The sequence below is a fragment of the Streptomyces violaceoruber genome (assembly GCF_033406955.1).
GTDB lineage: Bacteria > Actinomycetota > Actinomycetes > Streptomycetales > Streptomycetaceae > Streptomyces > Streptomyces violaceoruber.
In genome coordinates this window covers 7,983,896-8,004,513 of sequence record NZ_CP137734.1, presented here as the reverse complement: position 1 = coordinate 8,004,513, position 20,618 = coordinate 7,983,896, and the positions used below count along the sequence as shown (strand labels likewise).

At 73.2% G+C, this 20,618-nt stretch carries 19 protein-coding genes; 14 read left to right on the top strand and 5 right to left on the bottom strand.

The window, feature by feature from the left end; genetic code table 11:
* The first annotated feature begins 1 nt into the window (after position 1).
* The 3 genes from R2E43_RS36140 (at position 2) to R2E43_RS36130 (ending at position 2,255) form a co-directional block, all read left to right on the top strand.
* A complete protein-coding gene (locus tag R2E43_RS36140; protein WP_003978263.1) occupies positions 2-355 on the top strand; it encodes an STAS domain-containing protein in 354 nt (117 codons plus the stop codon).
* A complete protein-coding gene (locus R2E43_RS36135) occupies positions 352-1,281 on the top strand; it encodes an anti-sigma factor RsbA family regulatory protein (RefSeq protein WP_030862799.1) in 930 nt (309 codons plus the stop codon). The genes R2E43_RS36140 and R2E43_RS36135 overlap by 4 nt, the downstream gene beginning before the upstream one ends.
* Positions 1,282-1,409: 128 nt before the next feature.
* Positions 1,410-2,255: an RNA polymerase sigma factor SigF gene (locus tag R2E43_RS36130; RefSeq protein WP_003978261.1), complete on the top strand. Its 846-nt coding sequence runs from the start codon at positions 1,410-1,412 to the stop codon at positions 2,253-2,255.
* Between the two features lie 14 nt (positions 2,256-2,269).
* Here R2E43_RS36130 and ku read toward each other — a convergent pair whose 3' ends face one another.
* Positions 2,270-3,313: a non-homologous end joining protein Ku gene (gene ku / locus R2E43_RS36125; protein ID WP_011027236.1), complete on the bottom strand. Its 1,044-nt coding sequence runs from the start codon at positions 3,311-3,313 to the stop codon at positions 2,270-2,272.
* Positions 3,314-3,562: 249 nt separating this feature from the next.
* Here ku and femY point away from each other — a divergent pair, with 249 nt between their 5' ends.
* The gene (gene femY / locus R2E43_RS36120) at positions 3,563-4,684 is read left to right on the top strand and encodes a peptidoglycan bridge formation glycyltransferase FemY (protein WP_003978259.1); all 1,122 of its coding nucleotides are present in this window, start codon (positions 3,563-3,565) and stop codon (positions 4,682-4,684) included.
* A gap of 45 nt (positions 4,685-4,729) precedes the next feature.
* Positions 4,730-5,431 (top strand): type 1 glutamine amidotransferase, encoded by a 702-nt coding sequence (locus R2E43_RS36115; protein WP_003978258.1) that lies wholly within the window; start codon positions 4,730-4,732, stop codon positions 5,429-5,431.
* 50 nt (positions 5,432-5,481) lie between these two features.
* Here the strand turns inward: R2E43_RS36115 and R2E43_RS36110 are convergent, their stop codons facing one another.
* Positions 5,482-6,675, bottom strand: coding sequence for a GDSL-type esterase/lipase family protein (locus R2E43_RS36110; protein ID WP_332056983.1), 1,194 nt, complete (start codon positions 6,673-6,675; stop codon positions 5,482-5,484).
* A gap of 195 nt (positions 6,676-6,870) precedes the next feature.
* On the opposite strand from R2E43_RS36110, the gene R2E43_RS36105 reads away from it, so the two are divergent.
* From R2E43_RS36105 to R2E43_RS36070, 8 genes are all read left to right on the top strand, one after another.
* Complete coding sequence (locus R2E43_RS36105) at positions 6,871-7,806, top strand: GlxA family transcriptional regulator (RefSeq protein WP_003978256.1); 936 nt, start codon at positions 6,871-6,873, stop codon at positions 7,804-7,806.
* A 112-nt stretch (positions 7,807-7,918) separates the two neighbouring features.
* On the top strand, positions 7,919-8,893 hold the full coding sequence (locus tag R2E43_RS36100) for a hypothetical protein (RefSeq protein WP_319126608.1): 975 nt from the start codon (positions 7,919-7,921) through the stop codon (positions 8,891-8,893).
* 124 nt (positions 8,894-9,017) lie between these two features.
* Positions 9,018-9,305 carry an SCO0607 family lipoprotein gene (locus R2E43_RS36095; RefSeq protein WP_016325176.1) on the top strand — a complete coding sequence of 96 codons (288 nt, stop codon included), beginning with the start codon at positions 9,018-9,020 and terminating at the stop codon, positions 9,303-9,305.
* Between the two features lie 155 nt (positions 9,306-9,460).
* Complete coding sequence (slbR, locus tag R2E43_RS36090; protein WP_319126606.1) at positions 9,461-10,339, top strand: gamma-butyrolactone-binding regulator SlbR; 879 nt, start codon at positions 9,461-9,463, stop codon at positions 10,337-10,339.
* Between the two features lie 99 nt (positions 10,340-10,438).
* The gene (locus tag R2E43_RS36085; protein ID WP_332056982.1) at positions 10,439-11,302 is read left to right on the top strand and encodes a DMT family transporter; all 864 of its coding nucleotides are present in this window, start codon (positions 10,439-10,441) and stop codon (positions 11,300-11,302) included.
* 100 nt (positions 11,303-11,402) lie between these two features.
* Entirely contained in the window at positions 11,403-12,173 is a 771-nt protein-coding gene (locus tag R2E43_RS36080) for a GntR family transcriptional regulator (RefSeq protein ID WP_011027244.1), read from the top strand.
* A 13-nt stretch (positions 12,174-12,186) separates the two neighbouring features.
* Positions 12,187-12,951 carry a sulfite exporter TauE/SafE family protein gene (locus R2E43_RS36075; RefSeq protein ID WP_332056981.1) on the top strand — a complete coding sequence of 255 codons (765 nt, stop codon included), beginning with the start codon at positions 12,187-12,189 and terminating at the stop codon, positions 12,949-12,951.
* Positions 12,952-13,164: 213 nt separating this feature from the next.
* Entirely contained in the window at positions 13,165-14,427 is a 1,263-nt protein-coding gene (locus tag R2E43_RS36070) for an arginine deiminase (RefSeq protein ID WP_003978248.1), read from the top strand.
* A gap of 16 nt (positions 14,428-14,443) precedes the next feature.
* Here R2E43_RS36070 and R2E43_RS36065 read toward each other — a convergent pair whose 3' ends face one another.
* A complete protein-coding gene (locus tag R2E43_RS36065) occupies positions 14,444-14,728 on the bottom strand; it encodes a hypothetical protein (protein ID WP_003978247.1) in 285 nt (94 codons plus the stop codon).
* Positions 14,729-15,010: 282 nt separating this feature from the next.
* Here R2E43_RS36065 and R2E43_RS36060 point away from each other — a divergent pair, with 282 nt between their 5' ends.
* Positions 15,011-15,469, top strand: coding sequence for a hypothetical protein (locus R2E43_RS36060; protein ID WP_003978246.1), 459 nt, complete (start codon positions 15,011-15,013; stop codon positions 15,467-15,469).
* Between the two features lie 40 nt (positions 15,470-15,509).
* On the opposite strand, the gene R2E43_RS36055 is transcribed toward R2E43_RS36060, so the two are convergent.
* Positions 15,510-17,885 carry a glycoside hydrolase family 65 protein gene (locus R2E43_RS36055; RefSeq protein ID WP_011027248.1) on the bottom strand — a complete coding sequence of 792 codons (2,376 nt, stop codon included), beginning with the start codon at positions 17,883-17,885 and terminating at the stop codon, positions 15,510-15,512.
* On the bottom strand, positions 17,882-20,272 hold the full coding sequence (locus R2E43_RS36050) for a phosphoketolase family protein (RefSeq protein ID WP_134111821.1): 2,391 nt from the start codon (positions 20,270-20,272) through the stop codon (positions 17,882-17,884). The genes R2E43_RS36055 and R2E43_RS36050 overlap by 4 nt, the downstream gene beginning before the upstream one ends.
* Positions 20,273-20,618: the final 346 nt, after the last annotated feature.

Sequence of the window (20,618 nt, the reverse complement as noted above, 5' to 3'; positions counted from 1 at the left end):
TGTGGATGGCACAGGCGCCGCGGGCGGCCCGGCCCGCACGGGCGGCGGTGTCCTGCTGGACGTGGGTCCGCTGTCCGGCCGTCCGGGCATCCGGGCCAGTGGTGAGATCGGCGTGAGCACCAGACTCTCCTGGGAGAACGCCCTGACCGAGCTGTCCCGGCGGCACACGGACGTGTCCTACGTGGAACTGTCGGCGGTGCGGTTCGTCGACGTGGCCGGGGTGGCGGCACTGGCCGTCACGGCCATGAACCTGCCCGTCGGCCGCGTCGTGGTGGAGCGGCCGCCGCCGCAGCTGCCGCGGGTACTGGACCTGTTCTGGCCGTCCCTGCACCGGATCGAGGTGGCGCCACGATGAGCACGGCGACCGCCGACGAGGCATTCATCCATCCGGCGCTGTTCTACCGTTCGGAGACCGAGTACACCGACCGGACGGCGGCGTTCGTGCGGGAGGGGCTGGCCGCGGGCGAGCCGGTGGCGGTGGCCGTGCCCGGCCCCAACCTGGAGCTGGTCCGGGCGGGACTGGGCAGCGACGCGCGGGACGTCACCTTCCTGGACATGACCGAGGCCGGACGCAATCCGGGGCGGATCATCCCGGGCGTGCTGAGGGCGTTCGCCGACGCGCACCCGCGGGTACGGGTCCGGATCGTCGGCGAGCCGGTCTGGGCCGGGCGCAGCGCCGCCGAGTATCCGGCGTGCGCCCAGCACGAGGCGTTGATCAACGCGGCCTTCGCGGGCCGCCGGGCGACGATCCTGTGCCCGTACGACGAGACCCGGCTGGCCGCGGACGTCCTGGCCGACGCCCTGGTCACCCACCCGACGGTCATCACGGAGGGGAGTGAGCGGATCAGTGAGGGGTACGACTGGCCGGCGGTCGTGGCCCGTTACAACGAACCGCTCGGGCGCGCTCCCGACGCCGCCGTCCTGGCCTTCGGGTCCGGGGAGCTGCCCGAGGCCCGCCGCTTCGCGGTCGGTCTGGCCGCCTCGCTCGGACTGTCCGGGCAGCGGCTGCAGGACGCGGAACTGGCGGTGGCCGAGCTGACCACCAACAGCGTGGTCCACGGCGGCGGCAGCGGAACGGTGGCGGTCTGGGCCGAGGCGGGTCAGGTGGTGTGCGAGGTCCGCGACGCGGGGCGGCTCACGGATCCGCTCGTCGGCCGACGGCCCCCGGAGCACGGGCAGATCGGTGGCCGCGGCCTCCTGCTCGTCCACTACGTCGCCGATCTGGTGCGGGTTCACACGACCGACGAGGGCACCGCGGTCCGCTTCTACCTGGGCGTCTGAGGCCGGGTCCGGAACCCGCGCGGAGAGTTGCGGCGCTCCGGCAGGTGTGCGGTGCTTGACCCGGGGTAGGCGATCGGTCGTCGGCCGACAAGGTGACAACGACGACCGATCCACCGGGAGGGCACATCATGACGACGACGACCGCGCGAGCCACCGACCATGCCACGACGGACATGCCGGAGATCGCGGACCCGTCCAAGGTGGCGCCCAGGGACGCGCGGGAGTTGTCGAAGCTGTTCTTCGAGCAGCTCACCGTGCTGGAGGAGGGCACGCCCGAGCACCAGTACGCACGCAACACGCTGATCGAGATGAACATGTCCCTGGTCCGCTTCGCGGCCGGCCGCTTCCGCAGCCGTGGCCCGGAGGAGATGGAGGACATCGTCCAGGTCGGCATGATCGGCCTCATCAAGGCCATCGACCGGTTCGAACTGACCCGAGAGGTCGAGTTCACCTCCTTCGCCGTGCCGTACATCGTCGGGGAGATCAAGCGGTTCTTCCGGGACACCTCCTGGGCCGTGCACGTGCCCCGGCGCCTCCAGGAGGCACGCGTCCAGCTCGCCCGCGCCACCGAGGAACTGCGCAGCCGGCTCGGCCGCACCCCCACCACCGCGGAGCTGTCGGAGCTGATGAGCCTGCCGGAGGACGAGGTCGTCGAGGCCCGTCTCGCGGCCAACGGCTACAACTCCGCCTCCCTGGACGCGGCCATCAACGGCAGCGAGGACGGCGAGTCGGCGCTCGCCGACTTCATCGGCGCCGACGACGCCGCCCTGGCCCTGGTCGACGACTTCCACGCCCTGGCCCCGATGATCGCCGAGCTGGACGAACGCGACCGGCAGATCATCCACTGGCGGTTCGTCGAGGAACTCACCCAGAAGGACATCGGCGAACGCCTCGGCGTCTCCCAGATGCATGTGTCCCGGCTGATCTCCCGGCTGCTGGCCCGGCTGCGGGAAGGCATGCTCAGCACCACCTGAGCGGGGCTCGGGTCTCAGGCCGCGGTCGTCGTCTTCTTCCGGCGGCCGCGGCTGCCGCTGCCGGTCCCCCTGCCGCGGCCGTGGTCGCGGTCGGTGAGCGCGTCGACGAGTTCCTGGCGGCTCATCTTCGAACGGCCGGCGATGCCCTGTTCGGTGGCCCGCCGGTACAGCTCGGCCTTGCTCAGCTCCCGCAGCCCGCCCCGCTCGGCCGGGGTCCGGCGGGAGGGCTCGGTGGCCTTCTTCCGCGACGCAGCGGACCGCTTGCCGCCCGTGCCCGCGCCCTTCGCCTGCTCCAGGCTGCCGCGCAGGACCTCCATCAGGTCGACGACGTTGGTGGCCCCGGGCGCCTCCTCGGCGACGGCGACCTCCTCGCCCTCGGCCTTGGCCCGGACCAGCTCGCGGACCTTGTCCTGGTAGGTGTCGCGATAGCGGGCGGGTTCCCAGTCGCCGCTGAGGGCGTCGACGAGACGCAGCGCCATGTCCAGCTCCTTGCCGCGGCCCACCCGGTCGGACGGCAGTTCCGGAAGCTCCTCGACGGGGTCGCGGACCTCGTCGGCCCAGTGCAGCGTCTGGAGCAGCAGGACCCTGTCCTCGGCGCGCAGCGCGGTCAGGTACTGCCGGTTGCGCATGACGAAGGTGGCGACCCCGGCCTTGCCGGTGTCGGCGAGCGCGGTGCGCAGCAGCTCGTAGACCTTGAGGTACTCCTTGCCGCGCGGGGCGAGGTAGTAGGTGCGGCCGAAGTAGACCGGCTCGATCCGGTCCAGGTCCACGAAGTCGGTGATCTCGAGGGTGCGGGAGCGTCCCGGCGCGATCTCGTCGAGTTCCTCGGGCTGCACGACGACGTATTCGCCCTCGCTCACCTCGTAGCCCTTGACGATGTCGTCGGCGTCGACCTCCTTGCCGGTGCGCTCGTTGACCCGCCGGTTGCGGATCCGGTCCGAGGTGCCCCGCTGCAACTGGTGGAAGTGCACCGTGTGGTCCTCGGTCGCCGTGAACAGACCGACGGGTACCGAGACCAGCCCGAAGGTGATCACACCCGTCCAGATCGCCCGCGCCATGGCCTCCGCTCCGTCCGTCCCGTCCGTGCCCGTCGCACCGCCCGGTCCCGCCACGCTGCCATCCGGTGGGCGGCCCCGCGCGCCGGACGGAGCACCCGGGTGGCCGGGCGGACGACAGCGCGCGGATCGGCGTCCGTCGTTGTTCCCTGTGAGGTGTGCGGGCCGGCGAGCGCGCCCGCGTCCCGGCCGCCTCACCCCTGAGCAGCCGCACCGTCGCACCGTCGAACGAAGCGAACAGAGGGACACCCCATGAGCTGTCGTCTGAAGCCGATCACCCGCGAGGAGCATCTGCGCTTCGTCGCGGCCCGGCCTTCCGTGAGCCACCTCCAAGTCCCCTCCTGGGGCGACGTGAAGCCGGACTGGCGGGCGGAGAGCCTGGGATGGTTCGACGAGGGCGGCGAGCTGGTCGGCGCCGGCCTTGTGCTGCTGCGGCCACTGCCGCGCCTGAAGCGGTACCTGGCGTATCTGCCCGAGGGGCCGGTCATCGACTGGACGGCGGACGGTCTGGAGCGGTGGCTGGAGCCGATGCTCGCGCATCTGCGAGGGCGCGGCGCGTTCACGGTGCGGATGGGGCCGCCGGTGGTGGCGCGCCGCTGGAGCGCCGAGGCGGTCAAGGCGGCGATCGCCGACCCGGAGGCCCGGCGGCTGGGCGACGTGGAGGCGACCGAGCACGAACCGGGGGCCGACGCCCTCGCCGAGCGGCTGCGGCGGATGGGCTGGCGGCGCACCGAGCCGGGCGGCGCGGACGGCTTCGCCGCGGGCCAGCCGCGCCACGTCTGCCAGGTGCCGCTCGCCGGACGGTCCCTGGAGCAACTGCAGAACGGCTTCAACCAGCAGTGGCGGCGGAACATCAAGAAGGCCGACAAGGCCGGTGTCAAGGTCGTCCGGGGCGACCAGGAGGACCTGCCCGTCTTCTACGAGCTGTACGTGGAGACCGCGCGACGGGACCGGTTCGCGCCGCGTCCCCTCGCCTACTTCCAGCGTATGTGGCAGGCGCTGACGGCCGAGGACCCGGACCGCATGCGTCTGTACCTCGCCCATCACGACGGGGAGGTGCTCGCCGCGGCCACGATGCTGACGGTCGGCGAGCACGTCTGGTACTCCTACGGCGCGTCCACCGGCCGGCGGCGCGAGGTGCAGCCCAACAACGCCCTCCAGTGGCGGATGATGTGCGACGCCCGTGAACTGGGCGCGGCTGTGTACGACTTCCGCGGCATCACCGACACCCTGGACGAGGACAACCACCTGCTGGGACTGCTCCGGTTCAAGGTCGGCGCGGGCGGACAGGCCGTCGAGTACCTCGGCGAGTGGGAGTATCCACTGAACAGGGTGCTGCACAAGGCCGTGGCCCTGTACCTGGCGCGCCGCTGAGCCGGCGCGACGCCGGGTCCGGACGAGGTGAGGCGGGGTGGGGAGATGGCGCGGCTCTTGGTGGTGCAGAACCATCGGGGCGGTGGGGCGGGCCGGTTCGGTGACTGGCTGACCGCGGACGGGGTGTCCCTGGACGTGGTGCACGCGTACGCCGGAGGGGCCCTCCCCCGGCGTCCGGAGCACGACGGCGTCATGGTGCTCGGCGGTGGCTACCTGCCCGACGACGACGTGCGTGCCCCCTGGCTCGCGCCCACCCGGGCCCTGGTCGCCGAGGCGGTGGACCGGGGTGACCCGGTCTTCGGGATCTGCCTCGGCGGGCAGCTCCTCGCCCGGGTCGCCGGGGGCACGGTGCGCGGTGAGCACGGCCGGCCGGAGTTCGGCAGCACCCCGTTGACGGTGCGCGCCGAGGCCGGTGCCGATCCGCTCTTCGGCGGGCTGCCGGAGCGGGTGACGGCGATCGAGCACCACGTGGACGCCGTCACCGCACTGCCGCCCGGCGCGGCGTGGCTCGTGTCGAGCGAGGGGTGCCCGTACCAGGCGTTCAGGGTCGGCGAGCGGGCGTGGGGCGTGCAGTTCCACCCCGAGGCGACGGCGGACCGGGTCAGGTCGTGGGACGCGGCCAGGCTCGGGGCCCGGGGGCTGGACCCGGTGGAGCTCTCCCGCCGGGCGGAACTCGACGAGCCTGCCGCCGAGGCGGTCTGGCGCGAGGTGGCCCGGCGTTTCGCCGCGGTCGTCGCCGGGTCCTGAGCCCCGGCGCACGAGGACCGGGCCGCGCAGGCCGGGCCGGGCCGTGCGGCTCAGTCGCCGAAGGCGCCCCTGTCGGCGAAGGCGCCCCGGTCGGCGAAGGCCAGCTTGGCGAAGCGCTCGCCGATGAGGCGGTGGGTGGCGGCGTCCGGGTGGATGTCGTCCGGCAGGGGCAGGTCTGCCGCGTCGGCCTGTCCGTAGAGTTCGCGGCCGTCTAGGTAGTACAGGTTCTCGTCGTCGGCGGCCCGCTCCGACACGATCCGGGACAGCTCGTCGCGGATGACGTTCAGGGTCAGTTTCCCGCTCGCGCGCTCCGCCGGGTCACCCGTGGCGACGAACCGGAGGCTGCCCTCGGCGAGGCCCGAGAAGTCGGGGGCGAGGGGGCCGGGGGTGTCCTCCTGTACGGGGCACAGGAGGGGCGAGACGACCAGCAGCGGGGCGGTGGGGTGGCCCTCCCGGACGGTGTCCAGGAAGCCGTGCACGGCGGGGCCGAAGGCGCGCAGACGCATGACGTCGGCGTTGACCACGTTGATGCCGATCTTCACGCTGATCAGGTCGGCCGGGGTGTCGCGCATCGCCCGTGCGGTGAACGGGTCGAGCAGGGCGCTGCCGCCCAGGCCGAGATTGATCAGTTCGACGCCGCCGAGGGAGGCGGCCAGGGCGGGCCAGGTGGTGGTGGGGCTCGCGGCGTCCGAGCCGTGGCTGATCGAGCTGCCGTGGTGCAGCCAGAACCGGCGGCCGGGGTCGGGGGCGGGCTCGACGGGAGCGTCGGTGCGCAGGGCGACGAGTTCGGTGGTCTCGTTGTGCGGCAGCCAGATCTCGATGTCCTTGGTGCCCCCGGGCAGGTCCGCGAAGCGGAGGGTGCCGACCTCACCGGGTTCGACGGCCGCGGCGCCGGTGGTCATGTCGATGGTCAGGGTGTTGCCGCCCACGACAGTGCCCCGGCCCGCCGGACGGCCGTCGACGAGCAGGTCGTACACGCCGTCCGGACGTGGCGGGACGCCGACGTAGACCCGCTTGGTGGGCAGGGTGTCCAGTTCGAGGACGGTGGCGCGGGTGCGCAGGGCCAGGCGTACGCCGGAGGGCTGGGACTCGGCCATGGCCAGTTGGCCGTCGTTGTTCTGCGCGCGGGCCCTGGCGGGCAGCCGGTGGGGCAGCAGGCCGCGCTCGGTGCGCTCCACGTCGAGGGCGCCCCGCAGCAGGTCCCGGGTGAGGGGCGTGGTGATCCAGTCGTCCGTGGTGTGCATGTCGCCTCCGGCGGTGGTGCGTCTCGCTGCGTAGCGTCTTCCTTCTTTGATTGTGCATTAACCTAATGCGCTTAGGCAAATTGCTTATTGTGGTGGACAGTGGTTCGGTCGACGGCCTGTGGCAGGAGTGACAGCTTTCGACGGGAAAACGCCACGCCCGCCGATCACCGGCCCGCGAGGAGGTACTTTCCGGCCATGCACACCGTCGCCGTTCTCGCGCTGGACCGGGTGATCCCGTTCGACCTGTCCACCCCGATCGAGGTCTTCACCCGTACCCGGCTGCCCGACGGCCGTCCCGGCTACCGGATCCGGGTGTGCGCCGAGCACCCCGAGATCGACGCCGGCGCGTTCACACTGCGGGCCCCCTGGGGGCTGGACGGACTGCGGGACGCGGACACCGTCATCGTGCCCGGTACGGCCGCCGCCGAGCCGCTCTCCCCGGCCGTCCGGGAGGCGCTGCGCACGGCGGCCGGGAACGGCACCCGGATCGCCTCCATCTGCTCGGGCACCTTCCCGCTGGCCGCCACCGGGCTGCTCGACGGGCTGCGGGCCACCACCCACTGGACCGCCGCAAAGGCCCTGGCCCGCGCCCATCCGGAGGTCGACGTCGACCCGGACGTCCTCTACGTCGACAACGGCCGCATCCTCACCTCGGCCGGTGCCGCCGCGGGCCTCGACCTGTGCCTGCACATGATCCGGCGGGACTACGGCTCGGCGGTCGCCGCACACGCGGCCAGGCTGTCGGTGATGCCGCTCGAACGCGAGGGCGGTCAGGCCCAGTTCATCCTCCACGACTACCCGCCCGTGCCGCGCGGCTCCACCTTCGAACCCCTGCTCGCCTGGTTGCGGGAGAACCTCGCCCGCGACCTGTCCCTCGCCGACATCGCCGCACACGCGGGGATGAGCACGCGGACACTGATCCGCCGTTTCCGGGAGCAGACCGGCAGCACCCCGCTGCAGTGGCTGCACCGCGCCCGGGTCCGCCAGGCGCAGCACCTGCTGGAGACCACGGAGCACTCCGTGGAACGCATCGCCGCCCAGGTCGGCTTCGGCTCGCCGACCGCCTTCCGCGACCGCTTCAAGCGCACCACCGGAGTCAGCCCGCACGCCTACCGGCGCACGTTCGGCTGACGGTGCCACCGGCCCGGCACCGTACCCGGGTGGGCCCCGCCCGGGTCGCGGGGCGGACCGCGTGACCGTAGACAGAGGGCATGGTGGTGTGCGGCTACGGAGGGTCGGGGTCATGCAGCGCAAGGGCGGGCGTCGCCGGGAGACCGGCGGACCGGACGCGGGAGGGGTCGAGCAGGTCCTGGACGAGCTCTACGGCACGCCGCCGTCCGCCTTCGTCCCCCACCGTGAGGAACGCGCCGCGGCCGCCAGAACGGCCGGCCGCAAGGAGGACGCCCGTCGTATCCACGCCGCTCGCCGGCCCACTCTCGCGGCCTGGGCGGCCAATCTCCTGACCCGCTCCCGGCCGGAGGAGACCCGGCGCTTCCTGGAACTGGGGCAGGCACTGCGCGAGGCACACCGCACCCTGGACGCCGCCGGACTCAAGGAACTCTCGGCGCAGCGCCGGCGCATCGTCGCCGCCCTCTCCCGGCAGGCCGCGCAGCTCGCCGGTGAGGCCGGGCACCCGCTGTCCCAGGCGGCGCAGCGGGAGGTGGAGTCGACCCTGCGCGCGGTCCTCGCCGACCCGGACGCGGCGAACCAGTGGGCCGGGGGGCGCCTGGTGGTCTCCCTGACCCCGCCCTCGGACTTCCCCTCGGGCACGGCTCCGGCGGAACCGGCCCGGACCGCGGGACCCGAGCCGGCACCTCGCCCGAAGCCGCCCCGCACCGCCGCCCGGACCCGGGCGAAGGACGAACTCGCCGAGCGGCGCCGTAGACGGCGGGAGGAACTGGAGCGGGCCGAGCGGGAGGCGGAGCGGGCCGCGGGTCACCTGCGGGACGCACGCGCCGAGCAGACCGGCGCGCAGGAGTCGCTCCACCGGGCCGACGACGAGCTGGACCGGATCCGCGAGACGGTGGCCGCCGCCGAAGGCAAGCTGCGCGAGACCCGCGAGGACCTCGACCGGGCCGAACGGGAACGGCGGGTGGCGCGGGAGCGGCACCGAACGGCCGCGGACGCCGTCGCGGGGGCCGAGCGGGAGGCACGGGCGAGCGCACGCCGACTGGACCGACTGGCCGGCCGTGACGGGTCGTACGGCTCGTCCGATTGAGTACCCGTACTCATGAGGTGCTTCCCCCCGACGGGGGACGCTTGCCGCACCAGTCACCCACAGGGAGTCAACCGTGCGTACCAGCAACCCGGTTCACCGGCCGTCGGCCGCGCCCCCCGTCCGCATGCGGCGGTCCGTTCCCGGTCTCGTCCTGGCCTGCGTCGCCGCCGCGGCCGTCCTGACCGGCTGTTCCATGGAGGACGCCACCTGCGGCGGCGGTGAGTACCCGGTGCTGTCCGTCGGGGGCACCGGCAGTGCGTGTGTGCCCAACGGCGAGGACCCGCCCGAGGGTTACACCCGCTACCCCGAGGGCAAGGTCCCGGAACACGTCGGTGACAAGTGGGACACCTACTGGCAGACACACACCGTCGACGAGCAGGGCAAGGTCGTGGAGGTGCCCGAGGGCGGGTGAACGACGCGCTCCGCGGTCCGAACACACACACGGGGTTGCGGCGGCACATACCACGAGGGCGGCCATACGTGGTATACCGACTCGGCAGCGAACAGGGCAACAACCGGGGGCTGCGCGTCAGCCTTCACGGCCGCGAACCAAGGAGAGTCAACACCATGTCCGAGAGCACGATGCAGTCCGCCACGGAACTGGCCTCGCAGTACAGCGTCCAGGTGACCGACGACCTGGAGCGCAACGTCAAGGAGCAGGAACGTGTCAGCACGGAGATCACGGCTCTCCAGCAGCAACTGGCCGCGCTGCAGCACGACCACGCCCTGCTCGTGAACATGCAGCAGGCCCTCGGCATCGCCCCGCAGCCGGCCCGGTCCGCGCCCGAGTCGGCCTCCTCGACCGGAGCGGCCACCGTGCCGGCGCCGCGCGGCAGTGCCGCCGCGCAGTCGGAGACGGACAGGCGGACGCGGGGCAGGAAGACCACCACCGCGCCCAAGCGCGCCGCGGCCGCGAAGCCCGGTGCCAAGCCCGCCTCGAAGCCGAAGGCGAAGAAGGCCACGAAGTCCACCGCCACGGCCACCACGAAGGCCACCACGAAGGCCACCGCGAAGACGGACACGCCGGCGGACCCGAAGGCGGACCCGAAGCCGAGCACGAAGACCGGCACGAAGACGGCTCCCGACGCGGTCACCACGGCACCGGCCACGTCGGCCGCCAAGCCCGCCGGCAAGCCCGCGGCGAAGAAGGCGGCGGCGCGGGCCACCGCCCAGCCCACCCTGGTGGAGCTGGTGCGCGAGCACCTCGTCGGGCAGCGGGAACCGCGGTCCGCCGCCGAGGTCACCACGGCGCTGAGCGAGGCCCACTCCGGACGCACCGTCAAGACCACGGTCGTGCGCACCACGCTCGAGGGTCTTGTCGCCAAGAACCAGGCGCAGCGCACCAAGCAGGGCACCTCGGTCTACTACACCGCCACCGAGACCCCCGCGTCCGAGCCGAAGCAGGAGCCCGCGGCCGGGACTCAGTCCGCGCGGAACGGCAGCTGAGCGAGAGTGAGCGGTAGCTGAGCGACAGTTGCGCCGCCCCCTCCGTCCCCGGCGTGCCGCGAGCGCGCGGCCGGGGGGATTCGGGGTGAGTATCGGTGGATGGGTGTTGTCCTGCCGGTGCTCTTCGCACTCCTCGCCGCGTTCAGCAACGCGCTGGCCACCGTGCTCCAACGGCGCGCCGCACTGAGCGTGCCGCAGTCCCGGGGATTCCGCCCCGGGCTCGTTCTCGACCTGTTGCGTCGGCCCGTGTGGCTGGGTGGAATGCTGGCCGTCGTGGTGGCCGGCGTGGGGCAGGCGGTGGCCCTGGCGACGGGGCCGCTGTCACTCGTCCAGCCCCTGTTCGTGCTGGAACTTCCGCTGGCCCTGCTGCTGGCCTCGCTGCTGACCGGCAACCGGCTGCCGGAGGTGTTGTGGCTCGCCGTGGGCGGGGTGGTCGTGGGGCTGGGTGTCGCGCTCGCCTCGGCCGCGCCCGGGGGCGGCGAGGCCGAAGTGCCCCTGGACCGCTGGGTCCCGGCCCTCGTGGCCTGTGCCGGGGCGGCCGTGCTGCTGGCCGCAGCGGGCCTCAGACGCCCCGTCGGCAAGGCCCGTGCCGGTTGCCTCGGCGCGGCCACGGCGGTGTGCTACGCGCTGACGGCCGGTCTGATGAAGGACTCCATGCGCGCCCTGGACTCCGACGGTGTGGCCGGCTTCTTCACCGCCTGGCAGACCTACGGATTCGCCGTGGCCGGGGTGTGTGCCGTGCTGCTGCTGGAGCACGCCATGCAGGGCGGCCCGCTCGTCGCCTCCCAGCCCGCCCTCACCCTGGGCGACGCGACGGTGAGCCTGCTGCTCGGCGTGGTCCTCTACCGCGAGGAGGTGCGCGGCGACTGGTGGGTCGTGCCGCAACTGCTCGGGGTGGCACTGGTCGTCGTGGGTGTCCTCAGCCTGGCCAGGCGCGGTGCGGATCTGCGCACCGCGCAGTGAGCGCGCCGTGGGCCGGGTGGCGTAGTGCGCCACGCTCCCCGCGAACCCGCAGGTCAGTCGTTTCCCCAGGTCAATGAGGGTGGCGTAACTTCGGCGAAACATGACCCGGGTTACCGTGAGCGCCATGGACCACCACGGGGGACGGCCGCGCGCCGAGCGGGCCCGGGCACTGGCCGACGCGCTGCGGCAGCAGATCACGGACGATGCCTTCGCCGACGGGGTGCTGCCCGACGAGCGGGACCTGGGCCGCCGGTTCGGGGCCTCGCGCAACGCGGTGCGGGACGCCCTGGCCCTGCTGCGCGAGGAGGGCCTGATCACCCGGCGGCGCGGGGTCGGGACGACGGTGCTGCTGCCGAAGTACGCGCACGGTCTCGACCGGCTGACCGGGCTGGCCGAGGAGCTGACCGGCCGCGGCACCGTGACCAACGAGGTGAGGGTCGCGGTGGAGGTGCCCGCGCTGCCCGCCGCGATCGCCTCCCGGCTGGAGGTTCCGGCCGGGGCGGGCGGTGTGTACGTGGAGCGGCTGCGCCGGCTGGACGGGCTGCCGTTGTCGTTGGACACCAGCTATCTGACCGTCGACGTCGGCCGTGCCGTGCTCGCCGGCGACCTGCGGGACCGGGACGTGTTCGGTCTGATCGAGGAGGCCGCGGGCGCCCGGCTCGGGCGCGCCGAGGTGGCCGTGCACGCGGTCAACGCGGACCCCGGCACGGCACGGCTGCTGGGGATCGGGCCCGGGGCGGCGGTGTTCGCCCTGGAACGGCTGACCCGGCTGGCGGACGGCCGGCCGGTGGACGCGGAGTCGATCCGGATCCGCGCGGACCGGATGGCCCTGCGCGCCACGCTGCGGCGTGGCGGGCCGCGGACCTCGTGAGAGGAGGCCGGTGATGGCTGGTGCGAGTGTGCCCGTGCTGGTGGCCCTGGGGCTGCTGGGGCTGGTCGGCGGGGTGGGCATCACCGCCGTCGGGCCGGGCGGTGTGCTGCCCACGATCGGTCTGTTCGCCCTCACCGGCCTGACACCGGCACAGGTGGCCGGGACGGCCCTCGTCACCCATGTCGCCACCGGGATCCTCGCGACCGCCGCCTACACCCGCTCCGGGCAGTTGCGCGAGCCCGGGACCCGGCGCACGGCACTGGTCCTCGCGGTGAGCGCGGCCGCCGGGACCCCGCTCGGCGTGCTGGTCAACTCGTATGTGTCCAAGCGGATGTTCGGGCTGGTGCTCGGCGTGTTCGTGGCGGGCGTGGCGGGGCTGGTGTGGTCCCGCGAGCACCGCCGTCCGGCCGGCTCACGGGTCCACCCGCCGACGGCGGTGGTGGCGGGGATGGGCTGCGCGGTGGCCGTCGCGGCCGGGGTGGTCGGCATCGGCGGACCGATGCTCACCGTCCCCCTGCTGGTGGCGCTGGGCGTCCCCGTGCTGGAGTCCCTCGCCTCGGCGCAGGCGCAGTCCGTCGTCATCGCCGGTGTGGGCACCGTGGGTTACCTGGCCCAGGGGGCCGTCGACTGGCCGCTGGCGGTGCTGGTCGGGGTTCCCGAGCTGGCGGGGGTGCTGCTGGGCTGGCGGATCGCGCACGCGCTGCCCACCCGCCATCTGAAGTACGCCCTGATCACGACGCTGCTCGCGCTCGCCCCGTACCTCGCGCTGCACGGCTGACCGCGAACAAGATGCCCCGAGCCACCACATGCTGCACAGTGGTCACAATCGATCGGCCATCCGGAGGGACGGCATGTCGCAGGCCGCTGCGTCCGACGTCGGCGGTGCGGCCCCGGTCGGTCTCCTCGCCGTGCCGGCCCGCCGGGCGGATCAGCCGGCGGACGCCCTTTCCCGTTCCCCTCCCCGCTCGTACGCATCCCTCCAGGAGGCCGTGTGACCAGCAACGAGAGCGCCGTGAGTCAGGCGCTCGGCGTCCATTCCGAGGTCGGCAGGCTGCGCAAGGTCCTGGTGTGCTCCCCCGGTCTTGCACACCGGCGGCTGACTCCGACCAACTCCGACGAGCTGCTCTTCGACGACGTCATGTGGGTGGAGAACGCCCAGCGCGACCATGCCGCCTTCGTCGGTGAACTGCGCCGGCGCGGCGTGGAAGTGGTGGAGCTGCACGACCTGCTGGCGCAGATCATGGCGCTCCCGGAGGCCAGGGCGTGGCTCCTGGACCGGAAGATCACCGCCAACCAGGTCGGCATCGGCCTCATCGACGCGGCCCGCGCGTATCTGGAGACCCTCTCGCCGAGGGAACTCGCCGAGTACCTCGTCGGCGGGCTCGCCACGAGTGACCTGCCCGAGGACTTCCGCTCCCCGCACCTCGCGCTGGCCCGCGAGTCCACCGGCGCCCGCGAGTACCTGATGCCGCCGCTGCCGAACACCCTGTACACGCGCGACACCACCTGCTGGCTGTACGGCGGTCTCACCCTCAACCCGCTGTACTGGTCGGCACGGCACGACGAGACGCTGCTGATGAAGGCGATCTACACCTTCCACCCCGACTTCAAGGGCTCGAAGGTCTGGTGGGGCGACCCCGAGCGGGACTGGGGCCAGGCCACCTTCGAGGGCGGCGACATCATGCCGGTGGGCAACGGGGTCGTCCTCATGGGCATGAGCGAGCGCACCTCCCGGCAGGCCATCACCCAGGTCGCCGCCGCGCTGTTCCGCAGCGGCGCCGCCGAGCACGTCGTCGTCGCCGGGATGCCGAAGCTGCGGTCCGCCATGCACCTGGACACGGTCTTCACCTTCGCCGACCGCGACGTGGTGACCCTCTACCCCCGCATCATGGACGCGGTGCACACCTTCTCGCTGCGGCCCGGCGACCGGGCCCCCGGTTTCGACGTGGTCGACGAGGGGTCGACGCCCTTCGTCGATGTCGTCGCCAAGGCTCTCGGACTGCCGAAGCTGCGGGTGGTGGAGACGGGCGGCGACGCCTACGCCTCCGAGCGCCAGCAGTGGGACAGCGGCAACAACGCCGTCGCGGTGGAACCGGGTGTGGTGTTCACCTACGACCGCAACACCCTCACCAACGCGCTGCTGCGCGAGGCCCGGGTGGAGGTCGTCACCATCGTGGGCGCGGAACTGGGCCGGGGGCGCGGCGGGGGGCACTGCATGACGTGCCCGCTGGTGCGTGACCCCGTCGACTTCTGACCCCGCCGGCAGGGCGTCAGCGGCAGAACCCGTAAGCCTGCTCCAGCCATCGGTGCAGTGCCGTGTGCACGCTTCCGGGGAGCACACTGAGCTGCTCGATGGCGGCCCGGTCCCCGGCGGAGGGAGCGATGCCGGCGGCGGTCAGCAGGGCGAGCAGGTCGAGGCGGCGCAGGTCGACGGGGTCGACGCGGCAGGGGACGCGCCGGGCGGGGTCGGGCGGCTGGAGCAGGAAGTCGCCCCCCGTGTCGCGGGAGCGCGAGTGCGTCGGGGCGGCGGCGGTCGGAACAGTCGTCGGGTGCATACCGCGGTCCTCCACGTGAGGGGCGCCCGGTCGGGTCGCCGTTCTTGACGGCATGAGACACCGGGGCGCGGACGGCGGTTGCGGACCGCCGGGAGGACCACACGGGGGATGCAATCGGCGTCTTGTCGCACGAACCGGACGGCCCGGCCGACGCGCAGGTCCGCGCCCTCGGGGCCCGGCCGCTGCTCCGTACGAGTGGTGCGTTCACGAACACGGTCGTACGGTCGGAACGGAGAAAAGGGGCAAGCGGAGACAAGCGACCCCGAGACGGCGGGAGCAGACATGGGCAGGAACCCGATGAGGGCAGCGGTCACACTCTGTGCCGCCGCCGCGCTCGCAGTACCGCTGGGCACGGCCTCCGCCGCGCCGTCGGCGCAGCCCGCGGCACGCACCCAGCAGACGCAGGACCCGGTGCTGCTCGACTGCTCCGGGCAGCCGCAGATCGGGCCCGAGGCGTACGTGCTCGCCTGCGGGGACGGCAACAGCCGCCTGGTCTCCGTGCGCTGGTTCCGCTGGGACGCGCAGGCGGCGGTGGGCCGGGGCACGAACGCCGTGAACGACTGCGACCCGTACTGCGCCGCGGGCGCCTTCCACTCCTACCCGGTGACGGTGCGGCTCGACATGCCGACGGGCGGGGAGCAGGGCACGGGGCAGTCGCACTTCACCCGGATCACCCTGACCTACACCGACGGCAGGCCGGACGGGTCCCCGCGCACGGTGACCTACCCCTTGCCCGGCTGACCGGCCGGCGGGCGGGCCCGGTCGGTCCGGAAAGGCCCGGTCAGTCCGGCAGCACCAGCCGGCAGGTGTCCCCCGGCTGGAGACGCACCTCGCGGTCCGGCAGCCGGACGTCGATCGGCAGCGGTCCGGCCGCGGGCACGGCGATCTCCAGCCGGCTGTGCTCCAGCCGGAACCGCACGCCCCAGTGGCCCTGGTAGCGCACGGAGAAGCCGTACGACGACAGCTCCGGCAGCGGCACCGGGTCCAGCCACAGGGCGCCCGCGCGGGTCTCCAGGCCGGTCAGGCCGCGCTGGACGAGGTCGAGGGTGCCGGCCATGGCGCCGAGGTGGATGCCCTCGCCCGTGGTGCCGCCCTGGAGGTCGGCGACGTCGCCCTTGAGCGCCTCCTGGAAGTAGTCCCAGGCCTCGGCGCGGCGGGCGCGGGCCAGGATCCAGCCGTGGACGAGTCCGCTGAGGGTGGATCCGTGGCTGGTGCGGGCCAGGTAGTGGTCGACGGTGCGCTGCCAGGTCCGCTCGTCGAGGGCGTAGCCCAGGCGCCGGAACAGCGACCGGAGTTCGGCCGGGGAGAACAGGTAGCCGAGCATGAGGACGTCGGCCTGTTTGGAGGCCTGGTAGTTGTTGACGCTGTCGTTCTCGGCCTCCAGGAGACGGTCGAGGCGCCGGATGTCGCCGTACCGGTCGCGGTAACCCTCCCAGTCCAGTTCGGCGAGGTCGCCGTACCCCTCGAACTGGCTGACGACGCCCTCGTGGAAGGGGACGTGCAGGGTGCGGGAGACGCTGTCCCACTGTTCCAGCTCCGCGTCGTCCAGCGCGGTGCGCTCGCCGAGTTCGCGGCGGCGGGGTTCGGGCAGGTCGTCCAGGACACGGAGGGTGCGGGAGAGGACCCAGGCGGCGGTGACGTTGGTGTAGGCGTTGTCGTCGAGCCCCGGCCGGTCGGCGCCGGGGTAGGCCTCGTGGTACTCGTCGGGGCCGACCACGCCCCGGATGCGGTGCCGCCCGAGGTGTTCGTCCCAGGTGGCGGAGTCGGCCCAGAAGCGCGCGATCTGCAGCAGCATCTCGGCGCCCTTGGTGTGCAGGAACTCGGCGTCGCCGCTGGCCTCGCAGTACTGCCACACGTTGTACGCGATGGCGGAGCCCACATGGTGCTGGAGGTGCGAGTGGTCGGGGAGCCAGCGGCCCGAGCGCGGGTTGAGGTGCAGTTGCTGGGTCTCCTCGCGGCCGTCGCTGCCGCTCTGCCAGGGGTAGAGCGCGCCGCGCCTGCCGATCGCGCGGGCCGCGGAGCGGGCCTTTTCGAGGCGGCGGTGCCGGTAGTGCAGCAGGGCCCGGGACACCTCGGGGAAGTGCAGGTTCAGGTAGGGCAGGACGAACAGCTCGTCCCAGAAGACGTGGCCGCGGTAGGCCTCGCCGTGCAGTCCGCGCGCCGGTACGCCCACGTCCAGGTCGGCGGTGTGCGGCGAGAGGGTCTGGAGCACGTGGAAGAGGTGCAGGCGCAGGATGCTGCCCGCCTCGCCGGGCACCTCCAGTTCGGCGCGGCGCCACAGCTGGCCCCAGGCGGTGCGGTGCGTCACCAGCAGGTCGTCGAAGCCGGGAGCCTCGGCCACCCGGTCGACGGCGGCCTGGAGCGGGTCACTGATCGCCGGGTCGCGCGAGGTGTGCAGGGCGACGACCTTGTCGACGGTGGCGGTGCGGCCCGGCCGGGCCCGCAGGGTGACGCGCTGGGTGACGCACAGGTGCTCGCGGGCCGCGGTGACCGGCGCGTCCGCGGTGGTGCGGGCGGCCATGCCGGTCCGGATGTCGGAGGTGCGGGTCCGGCAGCGCAGCCACACCGTGTCGTCCCCGGCGGTGCCGGTGTGCACGTGCGTGAGGTGGTGGCCGTCGAGGTCCCGGTAGCGCGGCACCCCGGAGTTGGTGACGCCGCCGTCGAGGGCCGCCTCCACCTCCAGGTCGACCGGGCCGCCCTCGGCGGTGAACTCGGTGCGCAGGGCGGCGAGGTGGGGGTCGGCCATGTGTACCAGCCGCAGTTGGCGTACGGACAGCACGCGTTCCCCGTCGAGGCCGAAGCGGGTGAGCCGTTCCAGGACGCCCGAGTCCAGGTGCACGGTCTGGCGGTGGTCGAGCACCTCTGCGGTGTCGGGTGTGAGCCAGTCACCGCCGGCGGGCCTGAAGCGCAGCGGCAGCCAGTTGGGGAGGTTGACCATGTCCTCGTTCTCGACCTCGCGCCCCGCGACGGTGGAGATGAGCCGGTTGTAGCAGCCGGCCACGTAGGTGCCCGGGTAGTGCACGTCGTCCGCGGCGCACTCGGGCAGCGCGCCGCGGGTGGCGAAGTAGCCGTTGCCCAGGGTGCACAGGGACTCCCGCAGCCGCTCCTCGGCGGCGTCGTAGTGGTCGTAGTCCCAGGTCGACGGGGTCGCGGTCACCGCGGCGCCTCCCAGGTCCAGTCGGCGACCTCGGGCAGGTCCACACCGTGTTCGCGGATCCAGTCGTGGTGCCGCTGCCGGGCGTCCTCCATCCGCTGCCGTACGGCCGCCGCGCGCACGGCGAGCCCGGGCACGCGGTCGATGACGTCCATGACGAGGCGGTAGCGGTCCAGGTCGTTGCCGACCACCATGTCGAACGGCGTGGTGGTGGTCCCGATCTCCTTGTAGCCGCGCACGTGCAGATGGGCGTGGCCGGTGCGCCGGTAGGCGAGCCGGTGGATCAGCCAGGGGTAGCCGTGGTAGGCGAAGATCACCGGCTTGTCGGCGGTGAACAGGCCGTCGTACTCGAAGTCGCTCATGCCGTGCGGGTGTTCCCCGCTGGGCAGCAGGCGGGCGATGTCGACGACGTTGACCACGCGCACGGCGAGTTCCGGCAGGTGGTGGCGGATCAGCTGGGCGGCGGCCAGGATCTCCAGGGTCGGTACGTCGCCCGCGCAGGCGAGGACCACGTCGGGTTCGCGGCTGCCGTCCTCGGTGCCGGCCCAGTCCCAGATGCCGGCGCCGCGCGCGCAGTGCGCCTTGGCCTGGTCCATGGTCAGCCAGTCGAAGCAGGGCTGCTTGCCGGCCACGATCACGTTGACGTAGTCGCGGCTGCGCAGCGCGTGGTCGGCCACGGAGAGCAGGGTGTTGGCGTCCGGCGGCAGGTAGACCCGTACGGCTTCGGGGCTCTTGTTGAGGATGTGGTCGACGAAGCCGGGGTCCTGGTGGGAGAAGCCGTTGTGGTCCTGGCGCCACACGTGGGAGGTGAGCAGGTAGTTGAGGGAGGCGATGGGCGCCCGCCAGGGCAGGCGGCGGGTGACGCGCAGCCATTTGACGTGCTGGTTGACCATCGAGTCGACGATGTGGACGAACGCCTCGTAGCAGGAGAACAGTCCGTGCCTGCCGGTGAGGAGGTAGCCCTCCAGCCAGCCCTGGCAGGTGTGTTCGGACAGGATCTCCATCACGCGGCCGTGCCGGTCCAGATCCTCGTCGACGGGCAGTGTCCGCTCCTGCCATGCCTTGCCGGTGGCGGCGTAGACGGCCTGGAGGCGGTTGGAGGCGGTCTCGTCGGGGCCGACGAGACGGAAGTCGCGCCGGTCCGTGGTGGCCGCCATGACGTCCCGGAGCAGGTCGCCGAGGACCCGGGTGGGTTCGTGCGTGCTCGCGCCGGGTTCTCCGACGGGGACGGCGTACTTCTCCAGCGGGGGCACGGGCAGTTCGCGCAGCAGGAGGCCGCCGTTGGCGTACGGGGTGGCGCCCAGGCGGCGGGGCCCCTCGGGGATTGCTGCGAGGACGGCGGGCCGCGGCGCACCGGCGTCGTCGAACAGCTCCTCGGGACGGTAGGAGCGCAGCCACCGCTCCAGCTGCGCGAGGTGCTCGGGGTTGGTGCGTACGGCGGACAGGGGCACCTGGTGGGCGCGCCAGGTGTTCTCCACGGGCAGTCCGTCGACCTCGGCCGGGCCGGTCCAGCCCTTGGGGGTGCGCAGGACGATCATCGGCCAGCGGGGGCGCCCGGTGGCCCCCTCCTCGCGGGCGGCCCGCTGGATCGCGGCGATGCGGTCGAGGGCGGTGTCCATGGCGCGGGCCGTCGCGCGGTGGACGGCGGCCGGGTCGTCGCCGGTGACGTGGACCGGGTCGTGTCCGTAGCCCCGCAGGAGTTCGTCCAGCTCGGTCTCGGGGAGGCGGGCGAGCACCGTCGGGTTGGCGATCTTGTAGCCGTTGAGGTGCAGGATCGGCAGGACGGCGCCGTCGTGCACCGGGTCGAGGAACTTGTTGGAGTGCCAGGACGTCGCCAGCGGGCCGGTCTCCGCCTCGCCGTCGCCGATCACGCAGGCGACCACCAGGTCCGGGTGGTCGAAGGCGGCGCCGTAGGCGTGCGAGAGCGCGTAGCCCAGCTCGCCGCCCTCGTGGATGGAGCCCGGCGTCTCGGGCGCGACGTGGCTCGGTACGCCGCCGGGGAAGGAGAACTGCTTGAACAGCCGGGCCATGCCGGCCGCGTCCCGGGTGATGTCCGGGTAGGTCTCGGTGTAGGAGCCCTCCAGCCACGCGTTGGCCAGCACGGCGGGCCCGCCGTGGCCGGGGCCCCAGACGCACAGGGCGTCGAGGTCGCGGGCCTTGATCACCCGGTTGAGATGGGTGTGGACCAGGTTGAGGCCGGGTGAGGTGCCCCAGTGGCCGAGCAGACGGGGCTTGACGTGCTCGGGACGCAGGGGGTCGGTCAGCAGGGGGTTGGCCATCAGGTAGATCTGGCCGACGGCGAGGTAGTTCGCGGCGCGCCAGTGGGCGTCCAGCCCGGCGAGCTCCTCGTCCGTGGGCTCGGGGGGCGCCTGCTGCGTGTCGACGGACATCGGTGGTCCTTCCGTGTCGGGACAGCCGGTCGGGGCGCGCGGGCACGGGGTGCCCGTGCACATCCCAACCCTGCGCCGACCGGGCGGGTACCCGAGAGGGCCGTTCGGGTCACGTGGTGTTCCGAACGGGTCACGGAGCGCCGGTGCCGTGGGGCGACGGGCGGCGGTGCGTGACGAGAACGGCACGGCCGTCACCGGCGCCGACCCCGGTGTCGACCGTGCCGACGCACCGGGTACCCCAACTTCGGCGTCGTACACCGGAGTTGCCCGGGTCTCGCGGCACAGGCGCGCAGCGGCGGCGCACTCGGCCCGCGACGGCGCGGGGGCGGCGCGAGCAGAAGACGAG

What these genes read in the sequence shown, in the direction of transcription:
- R2E43_RS36105 (WP_003978256.1), top strand. Translation starts at nt 6,871, where the DNA reads ATGCACACCGTCGCCGTTCTCGCGCTGGACCGGGTGATCCCGTTCGAC.
- R2E43_RS36080 (WP_011027244.1), top strand. Translation starts at nt 11,403, where the DNA reads ATGACCCGGGTTACCGTGAGCGCCATGGACCACCACGGGGGACGGCCG.
- R2E43_RS36075 (WP_332056981.1), top strand. Translation starts at nt 12,187, where the DNA reads ATGGCTGGTGCGAGTGTGCCCGTGCTGGTGGCCCTGGGGCTGCTGGGG.
- R2E43_RS36110 (WP_332056983.1), bottom strand. Translation starts at nt 6,675, where the DNA reads ATGCACACCACGGACGACTGGATCACCACGCCCCTCACCCGGGACCTG.
- R2E43_RS36095 (WP_016325176.1), top strand. Translation starts at nt 9,018, where the DNA reads ATGCGGCGGTCCGTTCCCGGTCTCGTCCTGGCCTGCGTCGCCGCCGCG.
- R2E43_RS36100 (WP_319126608.1), top strand. Translation starts at nt 7,919, where the DNA reads ATGCAGCGCAAGGGCGGGCGTCGCCGGGAGACCGGCGGACCGGACGCG.
- R2E43_RS36050 (WP_134111821.1), bottom strand. Translation starts at nt 20,272, where the DNA reads ATGTCCGTCGACACGCAGCAGGCGCCCCCCGAGCCCACGGACGAGGAG.
- femY (WP_003978259.1), top strand. Translation starts at nt 3,563, where the DNA reads ATGAGCTGTCGTCTGAAGCCGATCACCCGCGAGGAGCATCTGCGCTTC.
- ku (WP_011027236.1), bottom strand. Translation starts at nt 3,313, where the DNA reads ATGGCGCGGGCGATCTGGACGGGTGTGATCACCTTCGGGCTGGTCTCG.
- R2E43_RS36065 (WP_003978247.1), bottom strand. Translation starts at nt 14,728, where the DNA reads ATGCACCCGACGACTGTTCCGACCGCCGCCGCCCCGACGCACTCGCGC.
- R2E43_RS36135 (WP_030862799.1), top strand. Translation starts at nt 352, where the DNA reads ATGAGCACGGCGACCGCCGACGAGGCATTCATCCATCCGGCGCTGTTC.
- slbR (WP_319126606.1), top strand. Translation starts at nt 9,461, where the DNA reads ATGTCCGAGAGCACGATGCAGTCCGCCACGGAACTGGCCTCGCAGTAC.
- R2E43_RS36060 (WP_003978246.1), top strand. Translation starts at nt 15,011, where the DNA reads ATGGGCAGGAACCCGATGAGGGCAGCGGTCACACTCTGTGCCGCCGCC.
- R2E43_RS36130 (WP_003978261.1), top strand. Translation starts at nt 1,410, where the DNA reads ATGACGACGACGACCGCGCGAGCCACCGACCATGCCACGACGGACATG.
- R2E43_RS36085 (WP_332056982.1), top strand. Translation starts at nt 10,439, where the DNA reads ATGGGTGTTGTCCTGCCGGTGCTCTTCGCACTCCTCGCCGCGTTCAGC.
- R2E43_RS36115 (WP_003978258.1), top strand. Translation starts at nt 4,730, where the DNA reads ATGGCGCGGCTCTTGGTGGTGCAGAACCATCGGGGCGGTGGGGCGGGC.